The organism is Rhodoplanes azumiensis, assembly GCF_042682915.1.
GTDB lineage: Bacteria > Pseudomonadota > Alphaproteobacteria > Rhizobiales > Xanthobacteraceae > Rhodoplanes > Rhodoplanes azumiensis.
The window spans coordinates 58,731-75,482 of record NZ_JBHUIW010000010.1; the positions used below are offsets into that span (position 1 = coordinate 58,731).

Below are 16,752 nucleotides of genomic sequence, written 5' to 3' on the forward strand. Positions count from 1 at the left end.
AGGCATCCGGCCCCCGGCCGGAACGGAACCACCCTCATGACCGCAATCGACAGCTTCAAGTGCACCCGAACCCTCAAGGTCGGCGACAAGAGCTACGTGTATTACAGCCTGCCGGTCGCAGAGAAGAACGGGCTCAAGGGAATCTCCCGCCTGCCCTTCTCGATGAAAGTGCTGCTCGAGAACCTGCTGCGCCACGAGGACGGGCGCTCGGTCACCAAGGACGACATCCTGGCCGTCGCCGCCTGGCTCAAGAAGCGCACCTCGACCCGTGAGATCGCGTTCCGTCCGGCCCGCGTGCTGATGCAGGACTTCACCGGCGTTCCGGCCGTGGTCGACCTCGCGGCGATGCGCGACGCGATGAAGACTCTCGGCGGCGATCCCAAGAAGATCAACCCGCTGGTGCCGGTCGATCTGGTCATCGACCACTCGGTCATCATCAACTATTTCGGCTCGAACGACGCGTTCAAGAAGAACGTCGACGAGGAGTACAAGCAGAACCAGGAGCGCTACAAGTTCCTCAAATGGGCGCAACGCTCGTTCGAGAACTTTCGTGTGGTTCCCCCGGGGACGGGCATCTGCCACCAGGTCAATCTCGAATACCTGTCGCAGACCGTGTGGAGCGCCAAGGGCAAGGCGGTGGTCGGCGGCAAGACCGTCGAGGCCGAGATCGCCTATCCGGACACGCTGGTCGGCACCGATTCGCACACCACCATGGTCAACGGCCTCTCGGTGCTCGGCTGGGGCGTCGGCGGCATCGAGGCCGAGGCCGCGATGCTCGGCCAGCCCTATTCGATGCTGCTGCCCGAGGTGGTCGGCTTCCGGCTCGACGGCAAGCTCAAGGAGGGCGTGACGGCGACCGACCTCGTCCTCACCGTCACCCAGATGCTGCGCAAGAAGGGTGTGGTCGGCAAGTTCGTCGAGTTCTTCGGCCCCGGCCTCGCCGGCCTGACGATCGCCGACCGCGCGACCATCGGCAACATGGCGCCCGAATACGGCGCGACCTGCGGCTTCTTCCCGGTCGACGAGGACACGCTGGCGTTCCTCACCGGCACCGGCCGCAGCGCCGCCCGGGTGGCGCTGGTGAAGGCCTATGCCAAGGCGCAGGGCATGTACCGCACCCGCAACACGCCGGACCCGGTGTTCACCGAGGTGCTCAAGCTCGACCTCGCCAAGGTCGAGCCGTCGCTCGCCGGCCCGAAGCGGCCGCAGGATCGGGTGCCGCTCAAGAAGGTGAAGGCCGGCTTCGAGGCGGCGCTCGCCGACGAGTTCGGCAAGCCCGGCGAGATCGGCAAGCGGGTCGAGGTCGAGGGACGTGATCACGACCTCGGCCACGGCGACGTGGTGATCGCGGCGATCACGTCCTGCACCAACACGTCGAATCCGAGCGTCATGCTCGGCGCCGGCCTGGTCGCCAAGAAGGCGGTCGCCAAGGGCCTGAAGGTGAAGCCGTGGGTGAAGACCTCGCTCGCCCCCGGCTCGCAGGTGGTCGGCGAGTATCTCGCCAAGTCCGGCCTGCAGAAGGATCTCGACAAGCTCGGCTTCAACCTGGTCGGCTTCGGCTGCACCACCTGCATCGGCAATTCGGGCCCGCTGCCGGCCGAGATCTCGAAGGCGATCAACGAGAACGACCTGGTCGCCGCGGCCGTGCTGTCGGGCAACCGCAACTTCGAGGGCCGGGTCAATCCGGACGTGCGGGCGAACTATCTCGCCTCGCCGCCGCTGGTCGTCGCCTACGCCATCGCCGGCAACATGAACTTCGATCCCGTCAAGACCCCGCTCGGCGTCGACAAGGCCGGCAAGAAGGTGTTCCTCAAGGACATCTGGCCGACCAGCAAGGAGATCGCGGCGGTCGTCAAGAAGGCGGTGACCAAGCAGCTCTTCGCCAAGAAGTACGCCGACGTGTTCAAGGGCGACGCCAACTGGGCCAAGATCTCGGTCAAGGGCGGCCTCACCTATGCGTGGGACAATGCCTCGACCTACGTGCAGAACCCGCCCTACTTCACCGGCATGGGCAAGACCCCGGGCGCGACCAGCGACATCGTCGAGGCGCGCGTCATCGGCCTGTTCCTCGACTCGATCACCACCGACCACATCTCGCCGGCGGGCTCGATCAAGGTGACGTCGCCGGCCGGCCAGTATCTGATCGACCACAAGGTGAAGCCGGTCGACTTCAACCAGTACGGCACGCGGCGCGGCAATCACGAGGTGATGATGCGCGGCACCTTCGCCAACATCCGCATCAAGAACCAGATGGTGCCGGGCGTCGAAGGCGGCGTGACGATCCACTACCCGTCGAAGGAGAAGATGCCGATCTACGACGCGGCGATGCGCTACAAGAGCGAGAACGTCCCGCTCGTGGTGTTCGCCGGCAAGGAGTACGGCACCGGCTCGTCGCGTGACTGGGCCGCCAAGGGCACGGTGCTGCTCGGCATCCGGGCCGTGATCGCGCAATCGTTCGAGCGCATCCACCGCTCCAACCTGATCGGCATGGGCGTGGTGCCCCTCGTCTTCGAGGAGGGCACCTCGTGGCAGTCGCTCGGGCTCAAGGGCGACGAGCGGGTCACGCTGCGCGGGCTCGGCGCCGACCTGAAGCCGCGCCAGACGCTGACGGCGGAGATCACCATGGCCGACGGCAAGGTGAAGAAGGTGCCGCTGATCTGCCGGATCGACACGCTCGACGAGCTCGAATATTTCCGCAACGGCGGCATCCTGCACTACGTGCTGCGCCAGCTCGCCGCCTGAGCCACGATTTCGTCACGGCCTGCTCGTGACGACCCGGCCGTCGCGCTCGCGCGGCGGCCGCCCGCCCGCGACCGACACCTCGACCGATTCACGCACGGTCTCGCTGCAACCCGGCGTGGTGACGGGCGGACACGGCCTCACTGCGAAGTGAGTGGCTCTCGCCGCCGCCGCCGTACTATCCAGGTCGCGAGGCGCCGATGCGTCGTCGCCCACCCCTCAGGACGCCCGAAGGCCTTTCGAGGACAACAATATCGGGTCCGTCGCAACGGACCGCCCGGCGCGCCGCCCGTTCCTGCGGCAGCGTCCCAGTCGATGACGAGGTCGAGCATGAGAACGAGACGCGCGCGATGGACCGGCGGTCTCGTGATCGGCCTGATCGGATCCGGCCTCGCAATTGCGACCGCTGTTCCGGCCCGGGCGCAGTCTTCCAGTCCTCCGCAAGCCGCGGCACCCGCCGCCGTGGCGCCGCCGACCCGCTCGCTCGCCGTGCCGGCGCCGGCACCGGGACCGGGACCGGCCGGCGCCCCGCAGCTTTCGTCCGCCCAGTCCAGCCCGGCGCTGCCGGCGGCCCTCGGCAGCCAGGTCCGCGCCGTCGTCGAGCTGTTCACCAGCCAGGGCTGTTCGTCCTGTCCGGCCGCCGATCGGGTGCTCGCCGAGCTCAAGACCGATCCGACCCTGGTGGCGGTCAGTCTGCCGGTCACGTATTGGGATTATCTGGGCTGGAGGGACACGCTCGCCGATCCGCGCCACACGGCCCGTCAGGCCGCCTACTCGCACGCGCGCGGCGACCGCTCCGTCTACACGCCGCAGGTGGTGATCAACGGCACGGCGCATGCGCTCGGCAGCGACCGGTCGGCGATCGAGGCCGCGGTGGTGCGCGGCCGCGCCCGGGGCCTGGCGATGTCGGTCCCGGTGCGGTTGTCGGTCGCCGACGGCAAGGTGTCGGTGAGCACCGAGCCGGTTCGCCCCGCCGTGGCGGCGGTCGCCGGCGCGCCGGTTCCGGCGACGACCGGCGAGGTCTGGCTCCTCGGCGTCACCTCGGCCGTCGAGGTCGCGGTCGGTCGCGGCGAGAATCAGGGCCGCACCATCGTCTACAGCAACGTCGTTCGCCGCTGGATGAAGCTCGGCGACTGGACCGGGGCGCAGCGCACCTGGTCGGTGCCGGTCGCGGAGCTGCGCGCCGATCGGATCGGCGAGACGATCGACGCCGTCGCGGTGCTGATCCAGGGCGGCAGCGCCAAGGCGCCCGGCGCGATCTACGGCGCCGCCTTCGAGCGGCTGCACTGACACGAGCAGCTTCAGCGGACCGGGCCGTCGCACTGCCGACGCGGCCGCCCGACGGACGGCCCGACCGCGGTCGCGTAAAGAAAAAAGGGCCGGAAAAACCGGCCCTTTCGCATGGTCGAGGCCGTGTCACAGGCCGGCAGCCATGCGTGCGCGCGGGTGTACGCGCGGGATGAACCCGAACCGGTGGCGAAGCCGACCGGTTCATCGACGCCAGGGTCCGGCCCTTACGAGCCCGGGGGGCTGGGGGGCTGAGGAACCGGTTCTCTTCTCGGACCGGACCCTAGGCCGATGGTGCCGTGATCGCATCCCGGCCCGGCCGGGGCGAGGCCGAATTTCGGCAAACTTATGAAGCGATTGACGAATGCGTGATCGGCCCGTGAGGGCGCGTGAGCCCGGCGTCGCGGCCGCCGGCCGGTGCGGCCCGGACGCCCTTGCCCTCGGCCGGCGCCGAGGTGATCATGACGGGATCACGACCCTTCGACGACACCCCTCACCAGGAGGAGCCGGATGAGCCTCGAGCTTGGCGACAGCGACCCGAGCGAGTCCCGCGCGGGCGAGGGAGCGGTGCTCGCCGCGTTCCCGTCCACCCCCTCCCGCGTCACCTTCAACAAGCGCGAGCTCAGCCGCATCCTCGGCCTCTACGGCCGCAAGGTCGCGTCCGGCGAATGGCGCGACTACGCCATCGACTTCCACAAGGACCGGGCCGTCTTCTCGGTGTTCCGCCGCACCGCCGAGGTGCCGCTTTATCGCATCGAGAAGACGCCGAAGCTGTCGCGCCGCCAGGGCGCCTGGCGGGTCGTCTCGGCGACCGGGCTGATCGTCAAGGTCGGCCACGAGCTCGACCGCGTGCTGCGCGAGCTCGACCGGGTGAGCCTGCGAGTGGTGAGCTGAACGCGGGGCCCGCGCGCGCTGGTCGGCCGAACGAAAACGCCCCGGGCGAGGCCGGGGCGTTTCGTGTCGGGGCTTGCGTCCCGGGGCTGCGGGCCGCGTCAGCGGCGGTCGCCGACCAGGCGGAGCAGCATCAGGAACAGGTTGATGAAGTCGAGATAGAGCGACAGCGCGCCCATCACGGCCTTGCGGCCGGCCAGGGTGCCGTCGTCGTTCACGTCGTACATCTCCTTGATCTTCTGGGTGTCCCAGGCGGTGAGCCCGGCGAAGATCAGGACGCCGGCGACCGACAGCGCCCAGTCGAGCCCGCTCGACTTCAGGAAGATGTTCACGAGGCTCGCGATGATCAGGCCGAACAGGCCCATGATCAGGAACGAGCCCATGCCCGAGAGATCCTTCTGGGTCGTGTAGCCCCACAGGCTCAGCGCGCCGAAGGCGGCGGCCGAGATGAAGAACACCCTCGTGATCGACGCCGCCGTGTAGACCATGAAGATCGAGGCGAGCGACACGCCGAGCAGGCCGGCATAGACGAAGAACAGCGTGCGGGCCGTGCCGGCCTGCAGGCTGTTGATGCGGAAGCTCAGGAAGAACACCAGCCCGAGCGGGGCGAGCACCAGCACCCACATCAGCGGACTGCCGAACAGCGTCTGACCGAACGCGGTGAGGCCGGTGATGTTGCCGGCCGCGTCGGTGACCACGGCGAGCTGGTAGGTGAGCCACGCCGTGATGCCGGTGAGCGCGACGCCACCCGCCATGTAGTTGTAGACGGTGATCATGTGGGCGCGCAGGCCCGCATCGACCGCGACGGCGCGGTCGCCCGCATAGCCGCGGGACGCGATGGTATGGCGATCGAAGTCCGACATGGGGGAAGATCCTTTCTGTCCACCCGATGGCGGGCTCGGGGGGAGCCCGCACCCATCAAACCTGGCTGGAATGTAGGACGCCGGCGCGGCGCGGTGAAGCCCGCCGGGGCGTCAGGCCGCATGACATTTTCGCCATCAGGTGTCGTCGTAAACGGTTTTCGACGCCCGAGGACGCTTCGGCGCCCTTCGGTGACCCCGCCGGCGAGGCTGCGAGGCGGCCTGCCGTGTGGCGACAGGCTCCAAAAGCGAACCGGGGCCGCATGCGGCCCCGGTCGGTCGAACGACGCGCGCGTGCCGCCGCGACGTCACTCCTCGCGCTGCCCGAAGAGCTGCAGCAGCATGGTGAAGAGGTTGATGAAGTTCAGGTAGAGCGACAGCGCGCCCATGATGGCCGAGCGCTCCATCACGTCGCCCGACATCGCGCCGTAGAGATACTCGTTCTTCAGGCGCTGGGTGTCGTAGGCGGTGAGGCCGGCGAACACCAGCACGCCGATCACCGAGATGATGAACTGCATCATGGTCGAGCCGAGGAAGATGTTGACCAGGCTCGCGATGATGATGCCGACCAGGCCCATGATCAGGAACGAGCCCATGCCGGACAAGTCCTTCTGGGTCGTGTAGCCCCACAGGCTCAGCGCACCGAACGAGGCCGCCGTGATGAAGAACACCCGCACCACCGAGGTGTGGGTGAACACCATGAAGATCGAGCCGAGCGACAGGCCGACCAGCGCGGCGTAGACCCAGAACAGCAGCTGCGCGGTCGCCGGGCGCATGCGCTCGACGCCGAACGAGAGCGCGAAGACGAGGCCGAGCGGCGCCAGCATGACGAGCCACTTCAGCGGCGAGACGAAGACCGCGTAGCCGATCGGGGTCAGGTACATGCTGCCGATGCGGGCCGGGCCTTCGACGCCGCCGCGCATCACCGCGCGGGCCGCCGAAGCCGGGTCGCCCGTGACCGAGATCATGTAGATGCCGAGCGCGGCAAGGCCGGTGATCGCGAGGCCCAGGACCATGTAGTTGTAGACGCGCAGCATGTAGGCGCGCAGGCCGGCATCGATGGCCGCCGCCTCGGCACGCGGCACCGTCCCATAGGCCGCCCCGATCGTGTGACGCTCGTAGTCCGACATCGTCGAACCCCCTTCTCGTGTTGTTCGCCAATCCGCGGCGTGTCGCCCCGCGGGTCGAGCCCGCCGAGATGAGGCGGCTCGATATGTGCCCATTATATGCGAGCAGCCGGTCGGGCGCGTCGGCGACGGATTGTCGCAAACCGCGAATTCGCTTGGCACGACCGACATTTGTTCAGCGGCGTGTTGTCGCAAACCGGTCCGCCCGCGGGCCTCGCCCGATCACCTCGCAGAACCATCGTTAAAGAGTCCTCAACACGCCGGCGGGCTTGCGCCCCAGCGCCGCGACGGTGCCGACGAGCCCGCACGCGACCGTCACGGCGAGCGCGCCGAGCGCCGCCAGGATCGCCGGGCCGGCCTGCCAGACGAACGGCAGGTTCATCAGGCCCGCGACGATCCGCCACCCGGCGATCGAGCCGGCCAGCATGCCGAACAGCACCGCGGCGGCGCCGATCAGCAGGTATTCGACCAGATAGGCGCCGACGAGCTGCCGGCGGGTGGCACCGAGCGTCTTGAGCACCACGGCGTCGTAGACGCGGTGGCGATGCCCGGCGGCGAGCGCACCGGCCAGCACCAGCACGGCCGAGAGCAGCGTGATGCCGCTCGCCCCCTGCACGGCCCGCGCGAGATTGCCGACGACGCGCGCGACCTCGCCGAGCGCGTCCTTGACCGGCACCGGCGTGACGGCCGGGAAGCCCTGCGCCACCGCGGTCAGGAGCGCGGCCTCCTCGGCCGGCGTGCCGCCGTCGCGGAACGTCACGGTGGCGATGTCGGTGTGCGGCGCCCCGGCGAAGGCGCCGGGCGAGAACACCAGCACGAAGTTGATGCCGAGCGACTGCCAGTCGACGGTGCGGATGTTGCCGATGCGCGCCGTGATGTCGCGGCCGAGCACGTTCACGGTGAGCGTGTCGCCGAGCTTCAGGCCGATGCCCTCGGCGATGCGCTTCTCCAGCGAGAGCAGCGGCGGGCCGCGATAGTCCTCGCCCCACCAGGTTCCCTCGACGACGCGCGAGCCCGGCGGCACGGTGCCCGCATAGGTGATGCCGCGGTCGCCGGTCAGCGCCCAGGCGGCGTCGGGGCGGATCTTCAGATCCTCGGCCTTCACCCCGTTCGCCGCGACGATCCGGCCACGCAGCATCGGCACCCGCTCCAGCGTCGCGACCTCGCCGCGGGCCTTCACCAGCGCGTCGAAGCGGTCGCCGTCGCGGGTCGGGATGTCGAGGAAGAAGAAGGACGGCGCCCGTTCCGGCAGCGTCGCGGTGAGCTGGTTCCGCAGGTTGCCGTCGACCTGCAAGATGGTGACGAGCAGCGCCATGCCGAGCCCGAGCGAGATGACGACGGTCGGCGTCAAGGCGGCCGGCCGGTGGATGTTGGCGACTGCGAGGCGCAGCACCGCCGAATGCGCCCGCGGCGCGCGCCGCGCCGCCGCCATCACGGCGCTGGCGACGAGCCGCAGGAGCAGCAGCACGGCGCCCGCCGATCCGACGAAGGCGAGCGCGATGCGCCGGTCGTAGGAGGCGCCGATGGCGAGCGCCGCGAGCGCCAGCGCGGCGAGTGCGGTCGCCGCCATGTAGCGCCGGCGCGGGCGGCGCTGATCGGGCGTCACGGCGTCGCGGAACAGCGCCGAGACCGGCACGTCGTGGGCGCGGCCGAGCGGCCAAGCCGCGAAGGCGACGGCGGTGAGGAGCCCGTAGAGCAGCGACAGGGCCAGCACGTCGAGATGGAGCGTCGGGGCGAGCGGCAGCGGCAGCACGGCGCCGAGCGCCCCGGCGATCGCGAAGGGCAGCGCAGCGCCGAGCAAAAGCCCGATGCCGCCGCCGATCGCGGCGAGCAGCAGGATCTGCACGAAATAGAGCCCGACCACTTGGCCGCCGGTGGCGCCGAGCGACTTCAGCGTGGCGATGGTGTCGCGCTTGCGGTCGAGATAATGGCGGGTCGAGTTGGCGACCCCGACGCCGCCGACCAGGAGCGCCGTGAGACCGACCAGCGTGAGGAACTGGGTGAAGCGGTCGATGTTGCGCTCCAGCGCCGGCGAGGCGTTGCCGCTCGCCCGCACCTCCCAGCCGGCCGAGGGGAAGCGCCGGTTCGCCGCCGCCTCGACGGCCTCGGACCCGACGATCGGATCGCCGGGAAGCCGCACGCGATAGAGCCAGCGCACCAGGCTGCCGGGCTGGAGCAGGCCGGAGGCGCGCAGCGCCTCCTCGCTCACCAGCACGCGCGGCCCGAAGCCGACCCCGCCGGCGAGCCGGTCGGGCTCGCGCACCATGCTGCCGTTCAGCAACAACGTCGCGGCGCCGACCGTCACCCGGGCGCCCCGCTCGAGCCCGAGCCGGGCGAGGAGAAGCGGATCGACCACGGCCCCGTAGGCGTCGCCGTCGCGGGCCAGGAGGGTCGACAGCGGCGCCGGCGGATCGGTCTCGACCTGTCCGTAGAGCGGGTAGGCGGCATCGACGGCCTTCAGCTCGACGAGCGTCGACTTGCCGTCCGGCGTGCGCGCCAAGGCCCGCATGGCGGCGGCGACCGAGAGGTCGCCGGTGGCGGCGATGAAGGCCCGCTCGTCCGGGCTCGCCTCGCGCTGCACGAGGTTGAACGAGATGTCGCCGCCGAGAATCGCACGGCCCTGCTGGGCGATGCCCTCCGACAGGCTGCGCGAGATCGAGCCGACGCCCGCGATGGTCATCACGCCGAGCGCCATGCAGGCGATGAAGACCGAGAAGCCGGAGAGGCCGCCGCGCAGGTCGCGGGTCGCGATCCGCAGCAGCGTGCGCCAGCGGGCGGTCGTTCCGGAGCGGCGCGGCGCGGCGCCGACGGTCGCGTCGGCGGCCGTCATCGCGGCGCCACCGCCGGCGCGCTGGATCGGCCGGCCGCGGTGGCCGCCGTGTCGGAATCGATGCGGCCGGAGCGCATGCGCACGACACGGTCGCAGCGCGCCGCGAGGCCGGGATCGTGGGTGACCAGCACCAGCGTCATGCCGCGCTCGGCCTGGCCGGCGAACATCAGGTCGACGATGCCGCGCCCCGTCGCCTCGTCGAGATTGCCGGTCGGCTCGTCGGCGACCAGGATCGACGGGGCCGGCGCCAGCGCACGGGCGAGCGCAACGCGCTGCTGCTCGCCGCCGGAGAGCTGCGAGGGATAGTGGCCGAGCCGCTCGGCCAGGCCGACCGCGGCGAGCTCGGCGCGGGCGATCGTGAAGGCGTCGCGATGTCCCGCGAGCTCCAGCGGCACGGCGACGTTCTCGATCGCCGTCATGGTCGGGATCAGGTGGAAGGACTGGAACACGATGCCGATCTTGCGGCCCCGGAAGCGGGCGAGCGCGTCCTCGTCGAGCCCGCCGAGATCGGTGCCGTCGACGACGACGGCGCCGGAATCCGGCCGCTCGAGCCCGGCCATCACCATCAGCAGCGTCGATTTGCCCGACCCCGACGGGCCGGTGAGGCCGATCGCCTCGCCACGCCCTATATCCAGGGCGATGTCTTTCAGGATGTGGACCCGCGCCGCATCCCGGCCGAGCGACAGGTCGACGCCGGTGAGCGAGATGGCGGGTGCGAGGGAGCGAATGGTCTCGGAGCTTGCGGTGTCGAAGGGTGGGGTCTTGGTGCTGGTGTCGTCCATCGTCGGGTCTGTGCTGCGCCGTCCGTGGCGGGAGAAGGCGGGAGTGCCGGTCGGCCGCGCCCGAGCGCCGGCGCGGTCCCGGTGGGCTTGGTCTCGGTGGGCCTGGGTCCGGGCGCGACGGCAGCCCCCCTCATATGGGACGCCGGGACGCCGGGTCCAGCGGCCGGGCCGGAGCGCGGCGGTCCTCGCCACGCTGGCGGGCGTGACGCTGCTCGGCTTCGCGGCTACGACGGGCGCCATGGCTCAGACCACGACGTCCCGGACCACGGCAGCCCCGCTGAAGATCGTCGCGCTCGGGGATTCGCTCACCGCCGGCTACGGCCTGCCGCCCGCCGACGCGTTCCCGGTGCGGCTGGAGAAGGCGCTCGCGGCGAACGGTCGCACGCCTCGGCCCGTCACCATCGTCAATGCCGGCGTGTCGGGCGACACGGCGACGGACGGGCTCGCCCGGCTCGACTGGGCGGTGGGCGACGACGTCGACGGCGTGATCGTCGAGCTCGGCGCCAACGACGCGCTGCGCGGCCTCGACCCGGCCGTAACCCGTCAGGCGCTGGACGAGATTTTGACCCGCCTGAAGGCCCGTGGCCTGCCGGTGCTGCTCGCCGGCATGTTGGCGCCGCCCAACATGGGGCCGGAGTACCAGCAGGCCTTCGACCGCATCTTCCCCGAGCTGGCCGCGAAGCACGACGTGCTGTTCTATCCGTTCTTCCTCGACGGGGTGGCGGCCGAGCGCGGCCTCAACCAGCGCGACGGGATGCATCCGGAGGCCAAAGGCGTCGGCGTGATCGTCGCGCGTATCCTGCCCCAGGTCGAGGCGCTGGTCGGGCAGGCCGCGGCGCGGCGCGACGGCAAGTGAGAGACCCGACCCGGACCGAGCGAGCCTGCGATGCCCAGACTGTTCACGGCCCTGGAGATTCCCGCCGATGTCGGCGAGCGGCTCACGATGCTCCGCGGCGGGCTTCCCGGGGCGCGCTGGATCGACCCCGAAAACTATCACCTGACGCTGCGCTTCATCGGCGACATCGACGACGCGCTGGCGAACGACGTCGTCCAGGTGCTGGGCGGCGTGCGTCGCGCCGCCTTCGACCTCGCGCTCGACGGGCTCGACGCCTTCGGGGGCCGCAAGCCGCGCGCCGTCTTCGCGGCGGCGCCGGCCGTCCCGCCGCTGGTCGAGCTGCAGGCCGAGCACGAGCGGCTGATGCAGCGAATCGGGATTCCGGCCGAGGGGCGGAAATTCTCGCCGCACGTCACCCTGGCGCGGCTGCGCCAGACCACGCCGCGCCAGGTCGCCGACTATCTGGCGGCCCGGGCCGGCTTTCGCTCGGCCGCGTTCCGGGTCGAGCGGTTCGTCCTGATGTCGTCGCGCGCCTCGACGGGCGGCGGACCCTATGTGGTCGAGGCCGCCTATCCGTTGCGGGCCGAGACGCTCGTCGGTCCGGCGGAGGAGTGAAGAGCCGGCGTTGTCTCGCCGGCCGGCGGGCGCAGCAGGCGGACGTGGAAGTCGAAATAGGCGGCCGCCAAGCTGTGGCCGTCGGTGACGATCTCGCGCATGACCGAGAGGGGGGTCGGCCGGGGGTTCTGCACCTTGCCGACCACGGTGCCGAAGTCGAACGAGAACTCGGCCTCGAACTTTCGCGCGAGCTGCTGCATCCGGTGGTTCTCGGACATGCAGGCGACATGCATCAGCTTGATGCCGCGGTTGCGGGCGACCAGCAGGCAGCGCTCCAGGAGCGCCGAGCCGACGCCGTGGCTCTGCCACGGCCGCTCGACGCTGAACGCCGCCTCGGCCTCGTGGTTGATGGCCGGCGGGATCAGCCGCAGATCGGCGGCGCCGCGCAGAACCCCGTCGACGAAGAAGCCGTGGATGATCGTGTCGGCCTCGATCCGCGCCGCGTAACCGCGGATCATCTCGTCCGACACGGCGCCGCCGAACCGGTTGCGGCGGCTCTCGGCATCGAGCCGCAACAGATGGTCCCGATAGGCGCGCGCCTCGATCGGCCACAGCTTGCGGATCAATCCGCCTTCGATGAACACTTCCTGCATTCCGGGGGTCTCCTGCGCTTGCGCGTCTTCGATCCCCGGGCGCTTCCCCCGTGCACTTCCCGGACTGGTCCGGACCGGACGCTCCGTCCGGCAACTCTTGTTGCACTGCAACATAAGTGCGGCGTCCCCCGACGCCAGAGGCGACTATGCAGCGCTGGTATTCGGGAAACTTGATCTGTCGCAGGGGTTGAGGGGATTCTCGCTCTGCGCGAATGCGTATAGACAAAAGTCGCATCTCGGGTTCCGTCGGACGCGCCGCCCCCGGGCTCCGGGCGGAGACGGAGTGAATCTCGAACATCGTGCTTGTGGATCGGCCGCCGCGCCGGCTAAACCGAGACCGATCCCGCCACCCGGAACGCTGATTGTCCATCACCGAGCGATACGCCGCCCTCGTCGCGGCCGGAGAAATCGAGCGCGACCGCGCCCAGGGTCGCGTCGTCGCGGCGCTCGGCGCCCTGCAGGAGCGGCTGGCCACCGAGCGGATCGCGAAGAAGTCGTCGGCGCTCGGCTGGCTGTTCGGCGGGCGCGAGGCGAAGCGGCCGCCCTTCGTGCGCGGCCTCTACCTCCACGGCGAGGTCGGCCGCGGCAAGACCATGCTGATGGACCTGTTCTACGCGACGAGCCCGGTCGAGAAACGCCGCCGCGCCCATTTCCACGAGTTCATGGCCGACGTGCACGAGCGCGTGCACGTCTACCGGCGCCGCCTCAAGGCCGGCGAGATCGCGGGCGGCGACCCGATCGCCCTGACGGCGGCCGATCTCGCCGCCGAGGCGTGGCTCCTGTGTTTCGACGAGTTCCACGTCACCGACATCGCCGACGCCATGATCCTCGGCCGGCTGTTCACCCGCCTGTTCGAGCGCGGCGTCGTGGTGGTCGCGACCTCCAACGTGGTGCCGGACGAGCTCTACAAGGACGGGCTCAACCGCGCCCTGTTCGTCCCCTTCATCGGGCTCCTGAAGGAGCACATGGAGGTGGTGCGGCTCGACGCCCGCACCGACTATCGCCGCGAGAAGCTCGCCGGCGTGCCGGTGTGGCACACGCCGGCGGACGCCACGGCCGACGCCGCGCTCGACGATGCCTGGCATCGGCTGACCGGCGGTCACGAGACCACCCATCACACCATGACCGTGAAGGGCCGCGTCGTGAAGGTGCCGCGCGCCGGGATGGGCGCCGCCCGGTTCAGCTTCCACGATCTGTGCGAGCAGCCGCTCGGCGCCTCCGACTACCTGCGCATCGCCCACGAGTTTCACACGCTCGTCATCGACCACGTGCCGGTGATGGACTTCGCCAAGCGCAACGAGGCCAAGCGCTTCATCGCCCTGATCGACACGCTCTACGACCACGGCGTCAAGCTGGTCGCGTCCGCCGACGCCGAGCCGGAGGGGCTCTATCACGCCACCGTCGGCTACGAGGCGAACGAGTTCAAGCGCACCGTGTCGCGCCTGATCGAGATGGGCTCGGAGAGCTATCTCGATCAGCCGCACGGCCAGCGCGGCGCCATGTCGGGCGACACCGCCGGCCTGGTCGAGACGTGACCGGCCGAGGCGCCATGACACGTCGCTCCGCCGCGGCGGAGAGGCTCGAGCCGCCGGGCGGATGCGCCCGGGAGGAACTGTCGACCACGCTTTTCGCGCGCCGCTGGCCGCGCGGATTAGGCCCGGGGTGCGAATACGGTCGCGACGGCGGGGCGCGACTTGAACGCACAGCGGGAACGCGATAACACCCGAAACCCCCACCGGACAGCAAAAGTTCGAGGACTTCCCCACAATGGCACGGCACAAAATCGCATTGATCGGCGCAGGTCAGATCGGTGGCACGCTGGCCCATCTCGTCGGGCTGAAGGAGCTCGGCGACGTCGTGATGTTCGACATCGCCGAAGGGATTCCCCAGGGCAAGGCCCTGGACATCGCCGAGTCCTCGCCCGTCGACGGTTTCGACGCCCGCTACGCCGGCACCAACTCCTACGAGGCGATCGAGGGCGCCTCGGTCTGCATCGTCACGGCGGGCGTGCCGCGCAAGCCCGGCATGAGCCGCGACGACCTGCTCGGCATCAATCTGAAGGTGATGGAGCAGGTCGGCTCCGGCATCCGCAAGTACGCGCCGAACGCCTTCGTGATCTGCATCACCAATCCGCTCGACGCGATGGTGTGGGCGCTGCAGAAGTATTCCGGCCTGCCCAAGCACATGGTGGTCGGCATGGCCGGCGTGCTCGATTCGGCGCGCTTCCGCTACTTCCTGGCCGACGAGTTCAACGTCTCGGTCGAGGACGTGACGGCGTTCGTGCTCGGCGGCCACGGCGACACCATGGTGCCGCTCGCCAAGTATTCGACGGTCGCCGGCATCCCGCTGCCCGATCTCGTCAAGATGGGCTGGACCACCCAGGCGAGGCTCGACGCGATCATCGATCGCACCCGCAACGGCGGCGCCGAGATCGTCAACCTCCTGAAGACCGGCTCGGCCTTCTACGCGCCGGCCGCCTCGGCGATCGCCATGGCGGAGAGCTATCTGCGCGACAAGAAGCGGGTGCTGCCCTGCGCCGTCCATCTCGCCGGCGAGTACGGCCTGAAGGACACCTATGTGGGCGTGCCGGTGGTGATCGGCGCCAAGGGCGTCGAGCGCGTCGTCGAGATCGAGCTGGCCGGCGCCGACCGCGCCGCCTTCGACAAGTCGGCCGACGCCGTGAAGGGCCTGATCGACGCCTGCAAGAAGATCGCGCCCGACCTCGCGGCCTGACGCGGCCCGGACCCGACGGTCTGCTACGGCGTGCGGTCGATCCATCCGGCGGTCATTCCGCGGCGGCGCGTCGCGCCGAACCCGGAATCCAGCCGAGAGTTCGGAGCTTGCCGCTGGATTCCGGGTTCGCGGCGTTGCCGCGCCCCGGAATGACGGCAAACCGGTCGACCGGGATCGATACGACAGCGACCTCGGGGCGCGCGCGGCTTCGGCCCGGCGCCCCGAACCGAGACACTGAAGCGTGGCAACGCCGTCCGGCGCCGCCGGACGCGAGCGGGGGTGTGGCATGAACATTCACGAATACCAGGCGAAGGCGGTGCTGCGCGAGTTCGGGGTGCCGACGCCGCGCGGCGTCGCGGCCTTCTCGGTCGACGAGGCCGTCAAGGCGGCCAAGGAGCTCGCCTCCGCCGTCACCGTGGTGAAGGCGCAGATCCACGCCGGTGGTCGCGGCAAGGCGGGCGGCGTCAAGGTGGTGAAGACGATCGAGGACGTCGAGAAGGAGGCCAAGCGCCTGCTCGGCTCGATCCTGGTCACCCACCAGACGGGGCCGCGCGGCAAAGAGGTGCACCGGCTCTACATCGAGGAAGGCTCGGCGATCGACAAGGAGTTCTATCTCTCCGCGCTGGTCGATCGCGGCACCGGCCGCATCTCCTTCGTGGTGTCGACCGAAGGCGGCATGGACATCGAGCACGTCGCCGCCGAGACGCCCGAGAAGATCGTGTCGTTCTCGGTCGATCCGGCGACCGGCATCATGCCGCATCACGGCCGCCGCATCGCCCAGGCGCTGGGCCTCAAGGGCGACCTCGCCAAGCAGGCCGAGGGGCTGGTGACCAAGCTCTACGGCGCCTTCGTCGCCAAGGACATGTCCATGCTGGAGATCAATCCGCTGGTCGTCACCAAGGACGGCAAGCTGATCTGCCTCGACGCCAAGATCTCGTTCGAGGGCAACGCGCTCTATCGCCATCCCGACATCGTGGCGCTGCGCGACCTGACCGAGGAGGACGAGAAGGAGATCGAGGCCTCCAAGCACGAGCTTTCCTACGTCGCGCTCGACGGCAACATCGGCTGCATGGTCAACGGCGCCGGTCTCGCCATGGCGACCATGGACATCATCAAGCTGTACGGCGAGGAGCCGGCCAACTTCCTGGACGTCGGCGGCGGCGCCTCCAAGGAACGCGTCACCGAGGCGTTCAAGATCATCACCGCCGACCCGAAGGTGAAGGGCATCCTGATCAACATCTTCGGCGGCATCATGAAGTGCGACGTGCTGGCCGAGGGCGTGTGCGCCGCCGTCAAGGAGGTCGGGCTCGCGGTGCCGCTGGTGGTGCGGCTCGAAGGGACGAACGTCGAGCTCGGCAAGAAGATCATCGCCGACTCGGGCCTCAACGTCGTGTCGGCCGACGATCTCGACGACGCCGCCCAGAAGATCGTCAAGGCCGTGCGGGGCGGGTGACGGTGGC

General features: G+C 70.0%; 13 protein-coding genes. 8 read left to right on the top strand and 5 right to left on the bottom strand.

Translation table 11 applies throughout. The annotated features are described in order from the left end of the window. Nucleotides 1-36: 36 nt before the first annotated feature. From acnA to ACFSOX_RS10605, 3 genes are all read left to right on the top strand, one after another. Nucleotides 37-2,742, top strand: a complete 2,706-nt coding sequence (gene acnA, locus ACFSOX_RS10595) for an aconitate hydratase AcnA (protein ID WP_378477778.1) — start codon at nt 37-39, stop codon at nt 2,740-2,742. 327 nt (nt 2,743-3,069) lie between these two features. Then, nucleotides 3,070-4,029, top strand: a complete 960-nt coding sequence (locus tag ACFSOX_RS10600) for a DUF1223 domain-containing protein (RefSeq protein WP_378477779.1) — start codon at nt 3,070-3,072, stop codon at nt 4,027-4,029. Nucleotides 4,030-4,536: 507 nt separating this feature from the next. Further along, nucleotides 4,537-4,920, top strand: a complete 384-nt coding sequence (locus tag ACFSOX_RS10605) for a DUF2794 domain-containing protein (protein ID WP_378477780.1) — start codon at nt 4,537-4,539, stop codon at nt 4,918-4,920. A 98-nt stretch (nt 4,921-5,018) separates the two neighbouring features. Here ACFSOX_RS10605 and ACFSOX_RS10610 read toward each other — a convergent pair whose 3' ends face one another. The 4 genes from ACFSOX_RS10610 to ACFSOX_RS10625 form a co-directional block, all read right to left on the bottom strand. Beyond that, entirely contained in the window at nt 5,019-5,780 is a 762-nt protein-coding gene (locus tag ACFSOX_RS10610) for a Bax inhibitor-1/YccA family protein (protein WP_378477781.1), read from the bottom strand. A gap of 305 nt (nt 5,781-6,085) precedes the next feature. Next, nucleotides 6,086-6,907, bottom strand: a complete 822-nt coding sequence (locus ACFSOX_RS10615) for a Bax inhibitor-1/YccA family protein (RefSeq protein ID WP_378477782.1) — start codon at nt 6,905-6,907, stop codon at nt 6,086-6,088. Nucleotides 6,908-7,145: 238 nt separating this feature from the next. Further along, entirely contained in the window at nt 7,146-9,734 is a 2,589-nt protein-coding gene (locus tag ACFSOX_RS10620) for an ABC transporter permease (protein ID WP_378477783.1), read from the bottom strand. Next, on the bottom strand, nt 9,731-10,516 hold the full coding sequence (locus ACFSOX_RS10625; RefSeq protein WP_378477784.1) for an ABC transporter ATP-binding protein: 786 nt from the start codon (nt 10,514-10,516) through the stop codon (nt 9,731-9,733). The genes ACFSOX_RS10620 and ACFSOX_RS10625 overlap by 4 nt, the downstream gene beginning before the upstream one ends. 238 nt (nt 10,517-10,754) lie before the next feature. Between ACFSOX_RS10625 and ACFSOX_RS10630 the strand changes: the two genes are divergently transcribed. Both ACFSOX_RS10630 and thpR read left to right on the top strand, forming a co-directional pair. Beyond that, on the top strand, nt 10,755-11,372 hold the full coding sequence (locus ACFSOX_RS10630; RefSeq protein WP_378477785.1) for an arylesterase: 618 nt from the start codon (nt 10,755-10,757) through the stop codon (nt 11,370-11,372). Nucleotides 11,373-11,402: 30 nt separating this feature from the next. Then, nucleotides 11,403-11,966, top strand: a complete 564-nt coding sequence (gene thpR, locus ACFSOX_RS10635; RefSeq protein WP_378477786.1) for an RNA 2',3'-cyclic phosphodiesterase — start codon at nt 11,403-11,405, stop codon at nt 11,964-11,966. On the opposite strand, the gene ACFSOX_RS10640 is transcribed toward thpR, so the two are convergent. Then, on the bottom strand, nt 11,921-12,559 hold the full coding sequence (locus ACFSOX_RS10640) for a GNAT family N-acetyltransferase (protein WP_378477787.1): 639 nt from the start codon (nt 12,557-12,559) through the stop codon (nt 11,921-11,923). The two genes, thpR and ACFSOX_RS10640, sit on opposite strands and share 46 nt — an antisense overlap. A 362-nt stretch (nt 12,560-12,921) precedes the next feature. On the opposite strand from ACFSOX_RS10640, the gene zapE reads away from it, so the two are divergent. The 3 genes from zapE to sucC all read left to right on the top strand — a co-directional run bounded on the left by zapE (nt 12,922) and on the right by sucC (nt 16,745). Next, complete coding sequence (zapE, locus tag ACFSOX_RS10645) at nt 12,922-14,094, top strand: cell division protein ZapE (RefSeq protein WP_378477788.1); 1,173 nt, start codon at nt 12,922-12,924, stop codon at nt 14,092-14,094. A 232-nt stretch (nt 14,095-14,326) separates the two neighbouring features. After that, entirely contained in the window at nt 14,327-15,292 is a 966-nt protein-coding gene (gene mdh / locus ACFSOX_RS10650; RefSeq protein ID WP_378477789.1) for a malate dehydrogenase, read from the top strand. Between the two features lie 286 nt (nt 15,293-15,578). Continuing rightward, the gene (gene sucC, locus ACFSOX_RS10655; RefSeq protein WP_378477790.1) at nt 15,579-16,745 is read left to right on the top strand and encodes an ADP-forming succinate--CoA ligase subunit beta; all 1,167 of its coding nucleotides are present in this window, start codon (nt 15,579-15,581) and stop codon (nt 16,743-16,745) included. Nucleotides 16,746-16,752: the final 7 nt, after the last annotated feature.